General features: G+C 74.3%; 18 protein-coding genes. 12 read left to right on the top strand and 6 right to left on the bottom strand.

The features are described from left to right. Together J7I94_RS34785 and J7I94_RS34790 are read right to left on the bottom strand one after the other, a co-directional pair. Positions 1–1,206, bottom strand: a 1,206-nt coding sequence (locus J7I94_RS34785) for a molybdopterin-dependent oxidoreductase (protein WP_215173825.1), incomplete at its 3' end; no start/stop codon positions are given. A 203-nt stretch (positions 1,207–1,409) separates the two neighbouring features. Continuing rightward, a complete protein-coding gene (locus J7I94_RS34790) occupies positions 1,410–2,027 on the bottom strand; it encodes a TetR/AcrR family transcriptional regulator (protein ID WP_215173860.1) in 618 nt (205 codons plus the stop codon). Positions 2,028–2,350: 323 nt separating this feature from the next. Here J7I94_RS34790 and hmgA point away from each other — a divergent pair, with 323 nt between their 5' ends. The 3 genes from hmgA to J7I94_RS34805 are packed head-to-tail and all read left to right on the top strand — an operon-like array spanning position 2,351 to position 5,638. Next, positions 2,351–3,670 carry a homogentisate 1,2-dioxygenase gene (hmgA, locus tag J7I94_RS34795; RefSeq protein WP_215173827.1) on the top strand — a complete coding sequence of 440 codons (1,320 nt, stop codon included), beginning with the start codon at positions 2,351–2,353 and terminating at the stop codon, positions 3,668–3,670. Further along, positions 3,667–4,452: a GntR family transcriptional regulator gene (locus J7I94_RS34800; protein ID WP_215173829.1), complete on the top strand. Its 786-nt coding sequence runs from the start codon at positions 3,667–3,669 to the stop codon at positions 4,450–4,452. The genes hmgA and J7I94_RS34800 overlap by 4 nt, the downstream gene beginning before the upstream one ends. 22 nt (positions 4,453–4,474) lie before the next feature. Then, positions 4,475–5,638, top strand: coding sequence for a type ISP restriction/modification enzyme (locus J7I94_RS34805; RefSeq protein WP_215173831.1), 1,164 nt, complete (start codon positions 4,475–4,477; stop codon positions 5,636–5,638). A gap of 13 nt (positions 5,639–5,651) precedes the next feature. On the opposite strand, the gene J7I94_RS34810 is transcribed toward J7I94_RS34805, so the two are convergent. Continuing rightward, complete coding sequence (locus J7I94_RS34810) at positions 5,652–6,356, bottom strand: TetR/AcrR family transcriptional regulator (protein ID WP_215173833.1); 705 nt, start codon at positions 6,354–6,356, stop codon at positions 5,652–5,654. Between the two features lie 63 nt (positions 6,357–6,419). Between J7I94_RS34810 and J7I94_RS34815 the strand changes: the two genes are divergently transcribed. Together J7I94_RS34815 and J7I94_RS34820 are read left to right on the top strand one after the other, a co-directional pair. Beyond that, positions 6,420–7,379, top strand: coding sequence for an ATP-binding cassette domain-containing protein (locus J7I94_RS34815; protein ID WP_215173835.1), 960 nt, complete (start codon positions 6,420–6,422; stop codon positions 7,377–7,379). Then, a complete protein-coding gene (locus tag J7I94_RS34820) occupies positions 7,376–8,158 on the top strand; it encodes an ABC transporter permease (protein ID WP_215173837.1) in 783 nt (260 codons plus the stop codon). The genes J7I94_RS34815 and J7I94_RS34820 overlap by 4 nt, the downstream gene beginning before the upstream one ends. A gap of 198 nt (positions 8,159–8,356) precedes the next feature. On the opposite strand, the gene J7I94_RS34825 is transcribed toward J7I94_RS34820, so the two are convergent. Then, the gene (locus tag J7I94_RS34825; RefSeq protein ID WP_215173839.1) at positions 8,357–8,626 is read right to left on the bottom strand and encodes a hypothetical protein; all 270 of its coding nucleotides are present in this window, start codon (positions 8,624–8,626) and stop codon (positions 8,357–8,359) included. Positions 8,627–9,119: 493 nt separating this feature from the next. Here J7I94_RS34825 and J7I94_RS34830 point away from each other — a divergent pair, with 493 nt between their 5' ends. Further along, a complete protein-coding gene (locus J7I94_RS34830) occupies positions 9,120–10,763 on the top strand; it encodes a serine/threonine-protein kinase (RefSeq protein WP_215173841.1) in 1,644 nt (547 codons plus the stop codon). A gap of 12 nt (positions 10,764–10,775) precedes the next feature. On the opposite strand, the gene J7I94_RS34835 is transcribed toward J7I94_RS34830, so the two are convergent. Further along, complete coding sequence (locus J7I94_RS34835; protein ID WP_215173843.1) at positions 10,776–11,582, bottom strand: SGNH/GDSL hydrolase family protein; 807 nt, start codon at positions 11,580–11,582, stop codon at positions 10,776–10,778. 536 nt (positions 11,583–12,118) lie between these two features. Here J7I94_RS34835 and J7I94_RS34840 point away from each other — a divergent pair. The 5 genes from J7I94_RS34840 to J7I94_RS34860 all read left to right on the top strand — a co-directional run bounded on the left by J7I94_RS34840 (position 12,119) and on the right by J7I94_RS34860 (position 16,829). Next, positions 12,119–12,937 (top strand): glycosyltransferase family 2 protein, encoded by an 819-nt coding sequence (locus tag J7I94_RS34840; protein ID WP_215173845.1) that lies wholly within the window; start codon positions 12,119–12,121, stop codon positions 12,935–12,937. Continuing rightward, the gene (locus tag J7I94_RS34845) at positions 12,934–13,923 is read left to right on the top strand and encodes a glycosyltransferase family 2 protein (protein ID WP_215173847.1); all 990 of its coding nucleotides are present in this window, start codon (positions 12,934–12,936) and stop codon (positions 13,921–13,923) included. Before J7I94_RS34840 ends, J7I94_RS34845 begins: the two co-directional genes overlap by 4 nt. A 162-nt stretch (positions 13,924–14,085) precedes the next feature. Continuing rightward, positions 14,086–14,889: a polysaccharide deacetylase family protein gene (locus tag J7I94_RS34850; RefSeq protein WP_215173850.1), complete on the top strand. Its 804-nt coding sequence runs from the start codon at positions 14,086–14,088 to the stop codon at positions 14,887–14,889. Positions 14,890–14,956: 67 nt separating this feature from the next. Beyond that, a complete protein-coding gene (locus J7I94_RS34855; protein ID WP_215173852.1) occupies positions 14,957–16,051 on the top strand; it encodes a DUF5925 domain-containing protein in 1,095 nt (364 codons plus the stop codon). A 7-nt stretch (positions 16,052–16,058) separates the two neighbouring features. Beyond that, positions 16,059–16,829 carry a DUF72 domain-containing protein gene (locus tag J7I94_RS34860; protein ID WP_215173854.1) on the top strand — a complete coding sequence of 257 codons (771 nt, stop codon included), beginning with the start codon at positions 16,059–16,061 and terminating at the stop codon, positions 16,827–16,829. Positions 16,830–16,895: 66 nt separating this feature from the next. Here J7I94_RS34860 and J7I94_RS34865 read toward each other — a convergent pair whose 3' ends face one another. Further along, entirely contained in the window at positions 16,896–17,264 is a 369-nt protein-coding gene (locus J7I94_RS34865) for a GntR family transcriptional regulator (protein WP_215173856.1), read from the bottom strand. 70 nt (positions 17,265–17,334) lie between these two features. Here J7I94_RS34865 and J7I94_RS34870 point away from each other — a divergent pair. Further along, positions 17,335–18,125, top strand: a 791-nt coding sequence (locus J7I94_RS34870) for a GNAT family N-acetyltransferase (protein ID WP_215173858.1), incomplete at its 3' end; no start/stop codon positions are given.

The following is an 18,125-nucleotide window of genomic DNA, read 5'->3' on the forward strand; positions in this document are numbered from 1 at the left end:
AACGACCGTGCCCACCCCGGCGACAGCGGTATCGCCCCCGGCAACGACCATGCCCGCCCCGGCGCCGGCCGTGTCGATCTCCTCGGCGAGTGCCGCGAGAGGCAGTTCCCCCTTGGCCTCCGGATGTCCGCTCACCCGGGAGCGCCAGCGGCCGAGCGTGAAGCCGCGGCCCGGTCCGGCGGGGCGCGGGGTCTTGTCGGTGGCGGCCTGCGGGAAGAGCGCGCCGCCGGGCCGGTCGAGGTTGCCGGTGAGGACGTTGAGGACGTCGACGAGCCAGCTGGCGAGCGTGCCGTGGGCGACGGTGCAGCTGCCGATGCGGGCGTAGACGGCGGCGGTCGGGGCGGCGGCGAGTTCGCGGGCGAGGGCACGGGTCGTCGCGGCGTCCACGCCGCAGGCCGGGGCGACGGACTCGGGAGTGAAGTCCCGTAGCGCTGCGCGGAGTTCGTCGACGCCCTCGACATGGTGAGCGAGGGCGCCGAGGTCCGTCAGCCCTTCCTCGAACAGCACGTGGGCGACGGCGGCCAGCAGCAGCGCGTCGGTGCCGGGGCGGATCGCGACGTGCCGGTCGGCGAGCTTGGCGGTGCGGGTGCGGCGCGGGTCGATGACGGTGAGGGTGCCGCCTCGGGCCCGCAGCGCCTTGAGGCGGCCCGGGAAGTCGGGGGCGGTGCACAGACTGCCGTTGGACTCCACGGGGTTGGCGCCGATGAGGAGGAGGTGGTCGGTGCGGTCGAGGTCGGGCACGGGGATGGCGTTCGCGTCGCCGAAGAGCAGGCCGCTGGAGACGTGCTTGGGCATCTGGTCGAGCGTGGAGGCGGTGAAGACGGCGCGGGTGCCGAGGGCGCCGATCAGGACGGGCGGGTAGAGGGCGCCGGCCACGGTGTGCACGTTGGGGTTGCCGAGGACGACGCCGACGACCCCCGGTCCGTACCGCTCGACCAGAGGCCGGATGCCGTCGGCGACCGCCGCGAACGCCTCCTCCCAGCTCGCCTCGCGCAGCTCACCGCCGCGCCGCACCAGGGGCGCCCGGAGGCGGTCCGGGTCGGCGTCGAGAGCGCCGAAGGAGGCGCCCTTGGGGCAGATGAACCCGCGGCTGAAGACGTCGTCGCGGTCACCGCGGGCGGCGGTGACACGGGAGCCGTCCAGCGTGAGGGTCAGGCCGCAGGTGGCCTCGCACAGGGGGCAGATACGCAGGGCGGTGCGGGTCACGGGTCCTCCCGGGAGGCGACGGCGGTGGCGCACGGGCGGGGCATGAGCATGAACACGGGCGCTGGCAGGGCATGGGACCGAGGCCGAGCATACCGACCGGTAGGCATGTCGGGGAGGGGTGGCGGGAAAACCTGGACGCCGGGCCGTCCGGCGCGTTCCTGACCCGGGACGGGACGCTTGCGCCGTGGTGGCCCCCGTCGGGATCAGTCGAGCACGCGCGCCAGATACGCCCGCAGCAGTTCCCGGGCCTCGTCGATGATCTTCTGGTCGCCGTCCGGCGCGACCCGGAAGGCGAGCTGGACCAGGGTGTCGGCGGCCTCGACGGCGATGAGGAAGACCCGGCGCAGATCGTCGTCGGGGCGGCGGTCGAGGGAGCCGGCCAGCAGGTCGGTGAGGCGGTCGGCGACGCGGTGGTTGGGCGCGGCCTGGCGGTCGCCGATCGGTATCTGGTTGCCGAAGTCGACCAGGCAGAAGCCGGGCGCGGTCCGCTTCATCGCCAGGTACTCGTCGAGGACCGTGTCCAGCGCCGTGCGCCAGCCGCCGTCGCCGGCCCGCTCCAGGCGCTCGGTGACGCGCTGCGCGAAGCGGTCCAGGTTGCGCTGGGCCAGCGCGTCCGCCATCTGCCGCTTGTTGCCGAAGAAGCGGTACACCGAGCCGATGGGGACCCCCGCCCGCTGGGCGACGGCGCGGGTGCTCAGCTCCTCGTAGCCGACCTCGTCGAGGAGGTCGGCGCAGGCGTCGAGGATCCGGGTCAGCCGTTCGGCACTGCGCCGCTGGACGGGGGCACGGCGGAGCGAGGTCGCGTGGGGCACGCCGTTCATGATGCCTGCTCGCCCCGGTCCGGTGAACCGGGGTCTGCGGTACTGCGCCGGCCACTCCGGGAAGCGGGGGGTGGGCCCGGCAGGGACGAGGCGGGCGGGAAGCCGGTGGTCGGGGGCGCGCGGCCGGCCGACGAGTTCGCCGTCGACGCAGCAGAGGTACGCCACTGCCCGCCACCGCGGGCGCGGAACACGTGTCCGCCCGGACGGATCTCCCTGGCGGACGGGTTCCCGGTCGTCCAGCGGACCTCTTGCGCACCGACGATCCCCAATCCTACGGTTCTACAGAGGAATCGGCTCGCGACGGGATCTGCGAGGGAGCGATCATGAGCGCGGACGCACGGAAGACCGCCGCCGGCCTGGCCCACCTGACCGGCTTCGGCAACGAGCACAGCTCCGAGGCCGTGCCGGGCGCCCTGCCGGAGGGCCGGAACTCGCCGCAGCGGGCCCCGCTCGGCCTGTACGCGGAGCAGCTGAGCGGCACGGCGTTCACCGAGCCGAGGGCGCACAACCGGCGCTCGTGGCTGTACCGCATCCGCCCCTCCGCCGCGCACCCGGCGTTCACCCGCGCGGACAACGGCGCGCTGCGCACCGCGCCGTTCACCGAGTCCGTCCCCGATCCCAACCGGCTGCGCTGGGACCCGCTCCCCGCGCCGCCCGCCGGCACGGACTTCCTGGCGGGCCTGTGGACCCTCGGCGGCAACGGCGACGCGACCCAGCGCACCGGCATGGCCGTGCACCTCTACCACGCCACCGCCGGCATGGACCGGGTGTTCAGCGACGCCGACGGCGAGCTGCTGATCGTCCCGGAGCGCGGCGGCCTGCTGCTGCGCACGGAGTTCGGGGTGCTGGCCGCCGAGCCGGGGCACATCGCGCTGGTCCCGCGCGGGGTGCGGTTCCGCGTGGAGCTGCTGGACGCCACCGCCCGCGGCTACGTCTGCGAGAACTACGGGGCCCCCTTCCGCCTCCCCGACCTCGGCCCGATCGGCGCCAACGGGCTCGCGAACCCGAGGGACTTCCACGCCCCCGTGGCGGCGTACGAGGACGTCGAGGGCCCGGTGGAGGTGGTCAGCAAGTACTGCGGCAACCTCTGGACGGCGGTCTACGACCACTCCCCGCTCGACGTCGTCGCCTGGCACGGCAACCTGGTCCCGTACGTCTACGACCTGCGCCGCTTCAACGCCCTCGGGTCGATCACCTACGACCACCCCGACCCGTCGGTCTTCACCGTGCTCACCTCCCCGTCCGACACCCCCGGCCTCGCGGGCGTCGACTTCGTGGCCTTCGTGCCGCGCTGGCTGGTGGGTGAGGACACCTTCCGGCCGCCGTACTTCCACCGCAACGTGATGAGCGAGTACATGGGGCTGATCGAGGGCGCCTACGACGCCAAGGCCGCCGGTGAGGGGGGCTTCGTGCCGGGCGGCGGCTCACTGCACACCATGATGTCGGCGCACGGTCCGGACCGGGAGACGTTCGACCGGGCGAGCGCGGCCGAGCTGCGCCCGCAGAAGGTCGACGACGGGCTGGCGTTCATGTTCGAGACGCGGTGGCCGGTGACGCTGACGCCCGCCGCGGCCGGGGCGCCGCATCTCCAACAGGGGTACGACGACGTATGGCGGGGGCTGGAGCGACACTTCCGTCCATGACGTCCACGTCCACGCCGTCCGGGTCCACGCCGTCCACGGCCTTCGCCCCGGACTCCCTCGTCCTCAACCGCAAGCTGCCGCTGTGGTACCAGGTGTCGCAGTCGCTGCGGGCCTCCATACTCGGCCGCACCCCGCACGACCCGCTGCGCCTGCCCACCGAGGAACAGCTCGCCGGGCACTACGGCGTCAGCGTGCTCACCATGCGGCAGGCGCTGAAGGAGCTGGAGGAGGAGGGGCTGATCACCCGGCACCGCCGGCGCGGCACCTTCATCGAGCCGCACGCGGTACGGACCGCCCCGGTGCGGCTGCTCGGCTCGGTGGACGCGATCGTGGCCCAGCAGTCGGGGATGCGCGGGGAGTTGCTGGCGCACGGGACCGGTCTGGTGCCCGCCGGGTTCGCCGGCTGTTTCCCGGACCTGGCCGAGGTGGCGACGTACCACCGGCTGCGCCGCGACGCGGAGACCGGCGAGCCGACCAACCACGCCCGCAACTGGGTCCGTCCGGAACTCGCCGCCCGTATCGACCCGGACGACCTCGTCCGGCTGCCGATGACGAAGGTGCTGCGGGACGTGGTGGGCGTGGCGATCGGCCGGATCACGGACACGGTGGAGGCGCGGCTCGCGGACCCCGAGACGGCCCGGCTCCTCGGCGTCCCGCTGCTCAGCCCGATCCTGCACTACACGGGCGTCACCCGGGACCCGATGGGGCGGGTCCTGGACGTGGCGGTCATCCACTACCGGGGCGACCGTTTCTCGTTCAGCGTCACCCTGGACGCCACCTGAGCCGGGCGGCGGCCGTCGTACGATGCCCAGCGTGACGCACGACGACGCTCCGCCGCTGGCGGACCTCATGCCGTGGTCCGTCGCACCGCCCCGGCTCGGCCGGGGGTGGCCGACGGCGCCCGACGCGGCGTCCCTGAAGGCCCGTTGGGACGCGCTGATGAAGGCCGACGGGCCGGATCGCGCGGCCCTGTTCGAGCCGACGCGGGCCCGCTCGCCGCGTACCGCGGTCGGGCAGTTGCCGGGCGTCGCCGCGGGCACGGAGCGGCTGGAGCGGGCCTCGGGGCCGTGCCCGGAGCCGGTACGGGTGCTGCGCGCGCCGTTCGACGAGCAGTGGCTGATCCCGGACCACCGGCTGATCGACGCGGCCCGCCCCGAGCTGTGGCGGGTGGCGGACGCGCACCAGGTCTTCGTCGTCGAGTCGCCCGGCACTCCCCACGCTCCGGGCGGGCTGCTGGCCACCTCGCTGCTCCCGCTGTTCGGTCCCGGCCGGGTCCGCCCGCTCTACCGCCGCCCCGGCGGCACGGAACCGAACCTGGCCCCGGGCCTGCTGGACCACCTCACGGCCCGGCTGGGCACCCGGCCCGCCCCGCTGGACGTGCTGGCCTGGGCGTTGACGGCGGTGCGCGCGGACGGGACGGTTCCGCTCACCTCGGACCCCGGTCTCTGGGAGCGCGGCGTCCGGCTGGGCCGCCGCGCGCTGTGGCTGCTGCGGCGCGACGGCGAGCGCCCCAAGCTGCCCGGCGGTCGCCGCCCGTACGTCCGCGCCCCGCTGCCGCCGCGCCCGCCGGCCCCGCGCTACGACCGGGACGAGGAGGCCCTGTACCTCGACGAGGGCCGGATCTCCCCGGTGCCGCCGGAGGCGTGGGACTTCGAGGCGGGCGGGGTACGGGTGCTGGAGCAGTGGTGCGCGGCGCGCACCGCCGAGGGCGAGCCGGGCACGCTGTCCGCGATCCGGCCGGCCGGCTGGCCGCAGACCTGGACCTCGGAGCTGCTGGAGCTGATCACCGTACTGGCCCTGCTGGCCGAAGTCCGCGCCGAGCGGGCCGGGTTCACCGTGACGGACCCGGTCACCGCGGGCGACCTGCGCGCGGCGGGCGTCCTCCCGGTCCCGCGCCCGGCCCGCGCGCCGGCCTCCGTGCTGGACGGCCGCGAGGAAGGCCCCGAGGGCCAGCTCGCCCTCCTGTGAGGCGCTGCGGAGGTCACCCGAACCCGTTCAGCACCCGCCGCAGCGCTTCCTCGAACACCGCCTCCAGGTCGATCGGCCCGGCGTCCTCGGTGAAGGCCGCCGCCAGCCGCGGATAGGCGCCGCCGGCGATCTGGGAGCCGAGGTAGGCGATCCGTACCCGCTGCTCCTCCTCGGGGGACCAGGGCAGGGAGCGGGTGCGCTCGGCGGTGGCCAGTTCGTTGCTGACGTAGGTCGTCACCACGCCGTTCACCAGCGCGATCAGCTGCATCTTGGTGCCGTAGGACTCCTCCAGCGGGTCCAGGCAGGCCAGGCAGTGCTCCAGGTAGCGCAGGGCGTTGGGGCTGAAGCCGTAGACCGGGGACATCAGGCGCGGCAGCCAGGGGTGGGCGTGCATCAGCGCCCGGGTGTCGCGCGCGACGCGGAACATGTCCGCCCGCCAGTCCCCCGTCGGCTCCCACCGCACGTGCTCACCACTGACGGCGTCCACCATCAGCTCGTGCAGGTCCTCCTTGCGGGGGACGTAGTTGTACAGCGACATGGTGCCGCAGCCCAGCTCGGCCGCGACGTGCCGCATGGAGACCGCGTCCAGTCCCCCGGCGTCCGCGAGCCGGACCGCGGCGGCCGCGATGTCGGCGCGGGTGTGGCCGGGCCTCGGTCCGCGGCCGGTGCGCTCGGGGCGCGCCCAGATCACTTCGGGTACGGCCGCTCGGCCCGCCATCGGTCATCACCTCGGCCACCATCTTAGTTACGTACACCGTACGTAGTGCGCTATGGTCGGCCCATGACTACTACGTACGCTGTACTTAGTGAGGGTCTGGAGAAGCGCTTCGGCGAGGTGCGCGCGCTGCGCGGGCTGGATCTCGCGGTGGCCGAGGGCACGGTGTGCGGGCTGCTCGGGCCGAACGGGGCGGGGAAGACGACGGCGGTGCGGCTGCTGACCACGCTGCTGCGCCCGGACGCGGGGTCGGCGCGGATCGCCGGCCTGGACCTGGTGCGCGAGGCGGCGGCGGTGCGGCGCCGGATCGGCGTCGCCGGTCAGGACGTGTCGGTCGACGGGGACCTGACCGGCCGGGAGAACCTGCGCCTGTTCGCCCGGCTGCACCGGGTGCGGGACGCGGCGGGCCGGGCGGACGCGCTGCTGGAGCGGTTCGGGCTGACCGGGGCCGCCGACCGGCCGGCGTCCACCTGGTCGGGCGGCATGCGCCGCCGCCTGGACCTGGCGGCGAGCCTGGTCCAGCGGCCCGACGTGCTGTTCCTGGACGAGCCGACCACCGGCCTCGACCCGGCCGGCCGGGGCCGCGTCTGGGAGGCGGTGCGCGCCCTGCGCGAGGAGGGCACGACCGTGCTGCTCACCACGCAGTACCTGGAGGAGGCGGACCGGCTCGCCGACGACATCGTCCTGGTGGACCGGGGCCGGGCGGCGCACACCGGGTCGCCCGCCGAGCTGAAGGCGCTGGTCGGGGCGCACGCGGAGGCGGTCGTCACGGGCCCGGACGCGATGGCCGGGGCGGCGGCCGTCCTCGACCACCTCACGGGCGGTGTACCCGTCCTGGATCACGAACGGCTGGCCGTCGGCGCGGTCAGCACCGACCCGACCCTGACCCTGCCCCGCCTGGTGCGGGCACTGGACGCGGCGGGCGTGCCGCTGGCCGACGTGAGCCTGCGCCCGCCCACCCTGGACGACGTCTTCCTGCGCCTGACCGGCGGCACCGAGAAGGAGATCGAGGAGATCACGGCATGAGCACCCTGACGTACGACGGCACCGCCCTGCTGGGCCGGCAGCTGCGCCGGATGCGGAACAACCCCGGCCTGCTGATCCTCACCCAGACGATGCCCGTCTCCATGCTGCTGTTCTTCGGCTACGTCTTCGGCAGCGCGCTGGCGGTGCCGGGCGCCGCGTACCGGTCGTTCCTGGTGCCGGGGCTGCTGGTGGCCACGGCGGCGGGCGGGGTCATGACCGGCATGTTCCAGGCGGCCCAGGACACCCACCGGGGCGTGACCGACCGGCTGCGCACCCTGCCGGTGAGCCGGGCGGCGGTGCCGCTGGCCCAGGCGGTCGCGGACGTGGCGGTGACGGCCGCCGGGACGGTCCCGTTCCTGCTGGTGGGGCTCGCGGTGGGCTGGCGGGTGGAGGGGAGCGCGCTCGGCGCGGCGGGCGCGCTCGCGCTGTTGCTGCTGTTCCGGTTCGCGTGTGTGTGGGCCGGGATCTTCCTGGGCCTGCTCACCCGGAACGAGGAGGCGGCAGGCCAGCTCGGCGGCGCGACCTTCCTGCTGCCGCTGCTGTCCAGCGCCTACATCCCGGCCGAGGGGCTGCCGGACGGTCTGCGGACGGTCGCCGAGTGGAACCCGATCAGCGCGGTGACGACGGCCCTGCGGGACCTGTTCGGCAACGCCCCCGTGCCCGAGGGCGCCGCCTGGCCGGTGGCGCACCCGGTCGCGGGGTCACTGGCGTGGTGCGCGGTGCTGCTGGCGGTCTTCGTGCCGCTCGCCGTGCGCCGGTACGCGCGCGGCGAGCGCTGAGACGTCCGCCTCAGACAGGACCGGGGGCCGGTCGGGGACCGCGGGAGGAGAACTTCTCGTGCCGGTGGACGGAGTCGGCCTCGGGGTGGGAACGGGAGGGCCCGCGCTCGGGAACACACCGGAGCGACGCCGCGTGCCGTGGGGATGGCGGACGACGGGTGCGCGACGCCGGGTGGTGTGACCGTTCGAGCGCGGGCTTCAGCTGCCGCCGAACAGCGAACGACGCAGTCGGCGCAGTGGCGCGAAGAGCGAGACCCGGCGGACCCGGGCACGCCTGGCGCTGTGCTCACGCGCGGGCTCCCGCGCGATCAGCTCCCGCATCAGCGAGGCCGCCTCGACCGTCTCGCGCTGGGGCACGGCGGGACCGCCGAGCACCGCGAGATGGCGGTCCAGACGCGAACTGGTCGCGCTGCTCCCGCAGGTGATCGCAGGGACCCTGGCCCTGCTGCGCACTGTTATCTGTTCCATGTCACTCCCCACCCGTAACGAGTCCACCCGGCCCGGGCAGGCTAACCCTATCTCCCCCGCGAGGCTCTCGTGTATCGCGGTCGCAGGAGTCTCCTACCCCACAAGGGCGTTGCCGATTACTCTTCGAATCCGACCGTTTCCAGGGTGAGTTGGACAATCGGGCGGCCGGTGCGCCGGGGGGAGCCGCCCCCCGGGTCCCACGGTCACGGCCCGTGCTGACGCGGATCGGCCGAGGTCGCGGGCGCGGCGGGCGTGTCGCCGCCGGAGAGCCCCAGGGAGCGTGGTTGCGTGCCGGGGCGCACGAGCCCCGGCCGATGCACGCGGTCGCCCGGCGGAGCGTCCCGTCCACTCGGCGTCACGACCGCGCGCCCCTCGCCGGCCGGACGGAGACGGGACAGCGGCGAAGAACCGCCAACGGCATTTGTCCGCGCCGCTTCTGGGCAGACATCACACGAGACGCGCGAGACTCGTACGAGACTCATAGGGGGCGCCGGTGTTCGAGGAACCCGGCGGCGAGCGTGTGATCGCCGGCCGCTACCGTCTCCTGTCCCCGCTCGGCGAGGGCGGCATGGGGACCGTGTGGCGCGCCCGCGACGAGGTGCTGCGCCGCGAGGTCGCCGTCAAGGAGGTGCGCGCCCCGGCCGGTCTGCCGGCCGGTGACGTGGAGCGGATGTACACCCGGCTGGAGCGGGAGGCGTGGGCCGCCGCGCGCGTCGACCATCCCGACGTGGTCACCGTCTACGACGTGGCCACCGACGACGGCCGGCCCTGGATCGTGATGGAACTGGTCCGCGGCCTGTCCCTGGCCGATCTGCTGGAGGCCGAGGGGCCGCTGGCTCCCCGGCGGGCCGCGGGCGTCGGCGCCGAGGTGCTGGCCGCGCTGCGGGCCGCGCACGAGGCGGGAGTGCTGCACCGGGACGTGAAACCGGGCAACGTGCTGCTGGCGAACGACGGGCGGGTGGTGCTCACCGACTTCGGGATCGCCGTGGTCGAGGGCACCCCCGCGCTGACGATGACCGGAGAGGTCGTCGGCTCCCCGGAGTTCCTCGCCCCGGAGCGGGCGCTGGGCCGCACGCCGGGCCCGGAGTCCGACCTGTGGTCGCTGGGCGTGCTGCTGTACGCGGCGGTCGAGGGCTTCTCGCCGTTCCGGCAGGACACGCCGCTGAGCACCCTGCGCGCCATCGTGGACGAGGAGGCGCCGCCGCCGCGCCGGGCCGGGCCGCTGGCCCCCGTCATCGAGGGGCTGCTGCGCAAGGACCCGGCCGAGCGGCTGCCCGCCGACCGGGCCGAACGGGACCTGCGGACGGTCGCCGCGGGCGGCGTTCCGGGCACGGAGACGGTGCCGGTCGTCCCCTCGTACACGCCGACGGTCGCGGCTTCCTCGGCGTTCGGACCACCGCCGCCCGCCACGTCGGCCGCACCGGCACCGGGTCCCGACGGCACGGCCACGAGCGACGGCACGGCCACGAGCGACGCCCCGGCCCGCCGCCGCGCGGCCGTCGCGCTGGTCGCCGGGCTCGCCGTGCTCGTACTGGCGCTGGCGGGGCTGACGTACGCGCTGCTGGACCGGGACGATGACGACGGCGGCGGGAAGGCGGGGGCGTCCCAGGGGCCGGGCGGGGGGACTCGGGCGAGTTCGCCGGAGGCCTCGGAGACCGGCGGGGCCGGGCCCGCCCCGACCACTGGGACCGGCGGGAACGGCAACGGCGACGACGGCGGTCCGGAGACCTCGTCCGCGCCGCCGCAGTCGGTCGAGGTCGGGGTGACGGGCTCGCGCACCGAGTACGCGGGGGCCTGCCCACCGCCCGAGGCGGAGGCGCCGGCGTTCACGGCGACGTTCCGGGTGGAGCGGCTGCCGGCGGAGGTCGTCTACCGCTGGGTGACGCCGGACGGCGCGCTGTCCGGGCACGGCTGGAAGACGCTGTCCTTCCCGGCGGGCGGTGACCGGGAGCGGCAGGACTCGGTGGTCGTGACGGCCTACGGCGGGAGCGGCACGGTCGAGAGCGAGATCGGCGTGGAGGTGCGGGAGCCGGTGGACGCCGCCTCGGACCCGGTGCCGTTCTCGGTGACGTGCGAGGGGGAGACCCCGACGCACGGGACCTCCCCCTCGCCTTCCGCTTCTCCGTACGGCCGCTGACGGGGCGACGGATCAGGCGGCGCTGTTCAGGGCCGGCAGGTAGCCGCCCGACTGGCCCGCGGCCGTCGGGTGGTAGGACTCGCCGATGTTGAGCCAGTTGACGCTGTGCAGCCAGGAACTGCCGGAGCAGATCTCGTGGCCGGTGAAGGTGGTGCGGACGTCGGCGAAGGTGTAGCCGTACGCGGCGGCGCGCTGGGAGATCACGGTGTTCAGGTGCTCGGAGGCGTCGTTGATCGCCTTCCGTTTGGTCTCGGACAGGCCGAGGCAGGTGGTGCCGAGCCGGTAGAAGCGGGGGTAACCGAGGACCACGACATGGGCGTTGGGGGCCTTGCCGCGGATCGCGGAGTAGACGCTGTTCAGGTTGGCGGGCAGCGTGGAGTCGACGTAGGCCCGCGCGGTGGCGATCCGCGAGAGGCAGCTGCTGTCGGACTGGAGCACACAGGTCGTCATGACGTCGGCGAAACCGGCGTCGTTGCCGCCGACGCTGATGGTGACCAGGCCGGTGGCGGAGCTGAGGGGACCGAGCTGTCCGGCGACGACATCACCCGTACGGGCGCCGGAGCAGGCGGTGAAGTCGAAGGACGAGGGTGAGTTGGCGTCGGCCCAGAGCTGGGGGTGGGCCAGGGTGCTGCGCTTGCAGTCGCCGCTCTCGGCGGTGTAGCTGCCGGCCCCCACGCCGGAGGAGTAGGAGTCGCCGAGGGCCACGTAGCCGGTGGCGGCGGCCGATTCGGAGGCCTGCGCGGTGGCCGCCCCGGTGAGGCCGGCGCAGACGGCGAGGAGTACGGAACTCAGGTATCCGACAAGTCGGGAACGTCTCATGGAACCTCCCTTTAGCAGGTTCTCAGCAGGTTCTCTGCCACAACCGTGGTAACAGCTACGCGTGTTGACAGGAAGTGCTCATGCCAAAAATGACCCGAACGAGGTGCCGACAGGAGGCCGTCTTGACGATTTACGCCGGTCTGCGCGACATTGAGGCCGCTGCATGACAGGCAAACCAACAAAAACGTGAGGGCTCGTTCCAGGCCTTGCCATACGGGTTCAATCGTCAATACCGTCATACATCTCACCCGCATCGGTACCGTCAGCAAGCGGCCAGGGGAGGGCTCAAGACCGCGACGGTCCGGGCGGGGCGCGGTAGGGGGGTGCCGTGCTCGGTGACCGATCCACCAGCCGAGCCGGTCGTGCCGCGCGGTCGGCTGCCGTTTTCCGGGGCCGGCCAGTTTCGCCAGCTCACTGGCGTGCACGGAGCGTTGTGGACGCCGTGCCGTGGGTGGGACCAACCCCCCTTTCGAACCGGACACACAGCCGGACCGCCCCCGGGGCGGGCGGTCCGCCGGACGAGAGGGACCAGACTCATGAGCTCAGTTCTGCAGCCGCCGGCCACCGGCAACGACCCGACGGGCGCCACGAAGTACCGGCCGATCTCCTCGCATCTGGCCATCGCGCCGCCGGTGAGCGTGGTCATACCGGCGATGAACGAGGCGGAGAACCTGCCGTACGTCTTCAAGACACTGCCCGACTGGATACACGAGGTCGTCCTGGTGGACGGCAACTCCACCGACGACACCGTCGCCGTCGCCCGTGAACTGTGGCCTGACGTCAAGGTGGTGGAGCAGCACGGCAAGGGCAAGGGGGACGCGCTGATCACCGGCTTCCAGGCGTGCACCGGCGACATCATCGTGATGGTCGACGCCGACGGCTCGGCCGACGGACAGGAGATCGTCAGTTACGTCTCCGCCCTCGTCTCCGGTGCCGACTTCGCCAAGGGCTCCCGTTTCGCCAACGGCGGCGGCACCGACGACATGACCTTCATCCGCAAGATGGGCAACGCCGCGCTGTGCGCGGTCGTCAACCGCAAGTTCGGCGCCCGCTACACCGACCTGTGCTACGGCTACAACGCGTTCTGGCGGCACTGCCTGGACAAGATCGAGCTGGACTGCACCGGCTTCGAGGTCGAGACCCTGATGAACATCCGGGTCGTCAAGGCCGGCCTGAAGGTCCAGGAGATACCCAGCCACGAGTACCTGCGCATCCACGGCGTCAGCAACCTGCGGGCGGTGCGGGACGGGCTGCGGGTGCTGAGAGTCATCCTCCAGGAGCGCTCCAACCGGCGCGAGCTGCGCGGCAGCCGCGACCGGTCGCCGGTGCTGGGCGCGGTCCGGGGGAAGGTGTGAGCACTCCGGACATCTCCGTGGTGATCTGCGCCTACACCGAGGACCGCTGGGAGGACATCCTCGCGGCGGTCGCCTCGGTGCGGGCGCAGTCCCGGCCGGCCCTGGAGACGCTGCTGGTCGTCGACCACAACGAGGCGCTGCGGGACCGGCTGGGCCAGGAGTACAAGGAAGCCGAGGACGTGCGGGTGCTCGCCAACGCGGGCCCCCGCGGGCTGTCCGCGGGCCGCAACACCGGCATCGCCGCCGCGCGCGGCGGGGTGATCGCCTTCCTCGACGACGACGCCGTGGCCGAGCGCGACTGGCTGCTGCACTTCGCCGGGGCGTACGACGACCCGAGCGTCATGGCGGTCGGCGGGCGCACGGTGCCGGTCTGGGCGTCGGGGCGCCGGCCCGTCTGGTTCCCCGAGGAGTTCGACTGGGTGGTGGGCTGCACCTACCGCGGCCTGCCGCCCGGCCGGGTCCGGGTGCGCAACGTCCTCGGCGGCAACGCCTCCTTCCGGCGCGAGGCGTTCGACGCGGCGGGCGGTTTCGCCACCGGCATCGGACGGGACGGCGACAAACGCCCGCTGGGCTGCGAGGAGACGGAGCTGTGCATCCGGCTCACCCGGGCCCGGCCGGACGCCGTGCTGCTGATCGACGACCGGGCGGTCATCCACCACCGGGTGCCCGCCCCCCGCGAACACTTCGCCTACTTCCGCACCCGCACCTACGCCGAGGGCCTGTCCAAGGCGCTGGTGGCGCGCAGCGTCGGCGCGGACAAGGGGCTGGAGTCGGAGCGGCGGTACGCCTCCCGCGTACTGCCCGCCGGGGTGGTGCGCGGACTGCGGGACGCGGCGCTGGCCCGGCCGGGCGGCGCGGGCCGGGCGGGCGCGATCGTCGCCGGGGTGCTCACGGCGGCGGGCGGTTACCTGGTGGGCAGCCTGCGGGCGCGGCGGGGCGCGGTGACGTTCTCGTCGGCGCCGATCGGGGGTGACGGCCGTGACTGACGCGCGGGTGCCGATCGGGGGTGACGGGCGGTACCGATCGGGGGTGACGGCCGTGACTGACGCACGGGTGCCGATCGGGGGTGACGGCCGTGACTGACGCGCGGTGGCGATGGGAGGTGGCGGCCGTGACTGACGCGCTGGTGCCGGTCGGAGGTGGCGCACATGGCTGATCCGCGCGTGCCGATCCTCATGTACCACGCCGTCGCCGCCGAACCGAACGACGCGACGCGCGCGCTGTCGGTGACCCCGGAGGCGTTCGCGGAGCAGATGGCGGTGGTGGCGGACCGCGGGCTCACTCCCCTCACCACCGCCGAGCTGGCCGCGGCCTGGCGCTCCGGTCGCCCGCTGCCCGCCCGGCCGGTGCTCGTCACCTTCGACGACGGCTACGAGGGCGTGCACCGCCACGCCCTGCCGGTGCTGGCCAAGCACGGCTTCCCGGCCACGCTGTTCGTCTCCACCGGCTGGCTGCGCGGCCCGTACGACACCGGGGACGCCCTGGACACCATGCTCGACTGGGACCAGGTGCGCCAACTGGCGGACGCGGGCGTGGAGATCGGCGGGCACAGCCACACCCACCCGCAGCTCGACCAGCTGCACGCCGGGGACCTGCGGCACGAGCTGATCCACTGCAAGGAGATCGTCACCGACCAGGTCGGCACGGCGCCGGTCTCCTTCGCCTACCCCTACGGCTACTCCGACCGCCGGGTGCGGGCGGCGGTGCGCGAGACGGGGTACGCGCAGGCGCTGGCGGTGGGCAACGGGCTGGCCCGGCGTGCCCAGGGGCCGTACGCCCTGCGCCGGGTGACGGTGCGCCGCAGCACCGGGGCGGAGGAGTTCGCGCGGCTGGTCGAGGGCCGGGCGATCGCCCGTACCTTCGCCCGGGACCGGGCGCTCACCAAGGGGTACGCGGTGGTCCGCCGGGCGCGGCAGGTGCGCGGGAGGTCCTTCGCCGGCGCGGACCGCTGAGCACCGGGGCGGCGCGTCCGCCGGGAAACCGGGTGCACGCGCCGCCCCCGTGCCGGATCATGGCGGCATGTCAGTCAACCCGCACGACGCGCTGCCGATCCGGCTCCACGTCGACGACAGCGACTCCCCGACCGACGTCGTCGACGCGCTGTTCCTCGGCCGCTTCGCGACGGGCGAGCAGCCTTACTCGCACGCGGCCAACATCGACCGGGTGCGCTCCGGCGCGACGCTGCTGCCGCCCGGCGCGAAGGTGCTGCGCGCCGCCCGCGACGGCGACCGCAGCGCGACGCTGGCCGAGGGCGACGGCTGGACCCTGCTGGTCTCCCGCTGGAACCGGGGCGCCGACGTCACGGTGACCGCGACCAGCGCCGACCTGGCCGAGAAGGTCCTCGGCGAGGCCACCGACGGCGCGGCCGACGAACCGGAACCGCAGCCGGAGAACGTGACGATGGGGTTCTGGTACGTCTCCCCGCGCCGCGGCCCGCACCGCACCACCCGGCAGATCTCCGCCGGTACGTGGGAGGAGGTGCGGCCCAACTACACGGCGCCGGTCGCGGACGCGATGGACCGCCTGATGAAGACCGGCCCCGACGACATCGCCGGCCGGCTGCTCCTGCTGCACGGCCCGCCGGGCACCGGCAAGACCTCCGCGCTGCGCACCCTGGCGCGGTCCTGGCGGGACTGGTGCCAGGTGGACTGCGTCCTCGACCCCGAGCGGCTCTTCTCCGACGTCGGCTATCTGATGGACATCGCCATCGGCGAGGAGGACCCGGCGGGCAAGGACCGCTGGCGGCTGCTGCTCCTGGAGGACTGCGACGAACTGATCCGCGGCGAGGCCAAGCACACCGCCGGGCAGGCCCTGTCCCGGCTGCTCAACCTCACCGACGGCCTGCTCGGCCAGGGCCGCAACGTGCTGGTCGGCGTGACGACCAACGAGGACCTGGAGCGTCTGCACCCCGCCGTGGTCCGCCCCGGGCGCTGTCTGGCCCGGATCGAGGTGGGCCCGCTCACCCGGTCGGAGGCGGTGGGCTGGCTCGGTACGGAGGAGGGCGTCGGCCGCGAGGGCGCGACGCTGGCGGAGCTGTACGCGCTGCGCCGGGGCACGTCCCCGACCGCGCTGCCGGAGCCGCGGGAGGGCGCGGACGCGGGACTGTACCTGTAATGGGGTCATGACCCTGTTCGTCGGCACGTCCGGCTGGCAGTACCGGGACTGGCGGGACGTCCTCTACCCGACCGGGCTGCCGGTGCGGCTGTGGCTGGAGGAGTACACGGCGGGCTTCGCCACCGTCGAGGTCAACAACGCCTTCTACCGGCTGCCGGAGCGGGAGACCTTCGAGGCGTGGCGGGAGCGGGTCCCGGCGGACTTCGTCGTCGCGGTGAAGGCGAGCCGGTTCCTGACCCACGTCAAGCGGCTGCGGGAGCCGGAGGAGCCGGTGCACCGGCTGATGAGCCGCGCCGCCGGGCTCGGCGACCGCCTCGGCCCGGTCCTCCTCCAGCTGCCGCCCACCCTGCGCGCCGACCCCGCGCTGCTGGACGCCTGCCTCGCCCGTTTCCCGGCCGGCACCCGGGTGGCCGTGGAACCCCGGCACGACTCCTGGTGGACGCCGGAGGTGGGCGAGGTACTGCGCTCCCGGGGCGCCGCGCTGTGCTGGGCCGACGTGCTGTCCCGCCCGGTGACCCCGCTGTGGCGCACGGCCGGCTGGGGGTACGTCCGCTTCCACCAGGGACGGGCGGCGTCCTGGCCGCGCTACGGCCGGCGTGCCCTGGCGGCCTGGGTCCGCCGGATCGCGGCGACCTGGCCTCCGGAGGCGGACGTGTACGCCTACTTCAACAACGACCCGCACGCGGCGGCCGTCCGGGACGCGGTGGCGTTCGCGCGGCTGGCGGGGACGGCGGGGCTGCGGGTCACCCGCGTACCGGAGCGCCTGCCGACGCCCTGACCCGGTTCGTCCGCGCGTTCACTTCGCACATTCGCGCGTTCATCCGCGCGTACGCCTGTGCGGCGCTCAACCGGTGAACGCCGCCCGCAGGGCGTCCCGCACCGCCGCCAGCGCCTCGTCCTGCGTCTGTCCCAGCCGCCGGGCCCGCGCGGCGAACTCCTGCGCCGCCGCGGCCAGCTCCCGCTCCGCCGCCGCCCCCGCCGCGGCGACGAACGTCCCGTTGCGCCCCCGCGTCTCGATCACCCCGTCCGCCTCCAGCGCCCGGTACGCCTTGGCCACCGTGTTCGCGGCCAGCCCCAGGGACTCGGCCAGACCACGCACGGTGGGCAGCCGGTACCCGACCGGCAGCACACCCTCCCGGGCCTGCTCGGAGATCTGCGCGCGCACCTGCTCGTAGGGCGCCGCACCGTCGTCGATGTGGATCTTCAGGGTCACGGCACGATTGTCCCGTACCCGGCGGAAAATGAGAGGCGGCCGACCGTGTCCCGCCGTAGCGTGCGCGCACATGACCGTCTCCGTACGTGATCTGCGCCCCGATGTCCGGTCGGACGTCGAGGAGTTCGCCCTCGTCCGCCACCTGGCCCTGCCGTTCGTCCTCTGGACGCCGGACGCCGTCGTCCACCACCTCACCCACACCCACCCGGACACCCGGGCCCGCTCCCTGGTCGCCGAGGAGGACGGCGAGGTGATCGGCACGGCCCAGGTCGGCCTGGTCCACGAGAGCCCGGAGCCGGGACAGGCGTACCTCAACATCTACGTACGTCCGGACCGGCCGCGGCGCGGCGCCGGCGGGCTGCTGGTACGGGCGGCCGAGGAGTACCTGACGGCCGAGGGAGCGACGCGGCTGCTGGCCTGGGTGCTGGACGCGCCGGGCAACCGGGCCTTCGCCGAACGGCGCGGCTACCGCGCCGGGCGCTCGGCCCACTTCCTCCGCCTGGACCTGGCCGACGGCGGCCTGCCCCCGCTCCAGCCCCCTCCCCCGGGCGTCGAACTGCGCCCCGCCGCCGACTACGCGGACGACCCCCGCCCCCTGTTCGAGCTGGACGCGGAGACGACGACGGACGAACCGGGCGACGTCGGCACGGCGTTGGCCGACTACGAGGCATGGCTCACGGAGACCTGGCGGCACCCGCTGCTGGACCTCGCCCTGACCACCGTCGCGGTCGTCGACGGCCGCCCCGCCGCCTTCACCGCGGCCTACACGGACGGCGGCAGCCTCCCCCACTCTCGAATCCGCTCGCGCGGGGGGACCCCCATCGCGACGGCGATGACCGGCACCGCCCGCGCCCACCGCGG

Source organism: Streptomyces sp. ISL-12 (assembly GCF_018614415.1).
Taxonomy (GTDB): Bacteria; Actinomycetota; Actinomycetes; order Streptomycetales; family Streptomycetaceae; genus Streptomyces.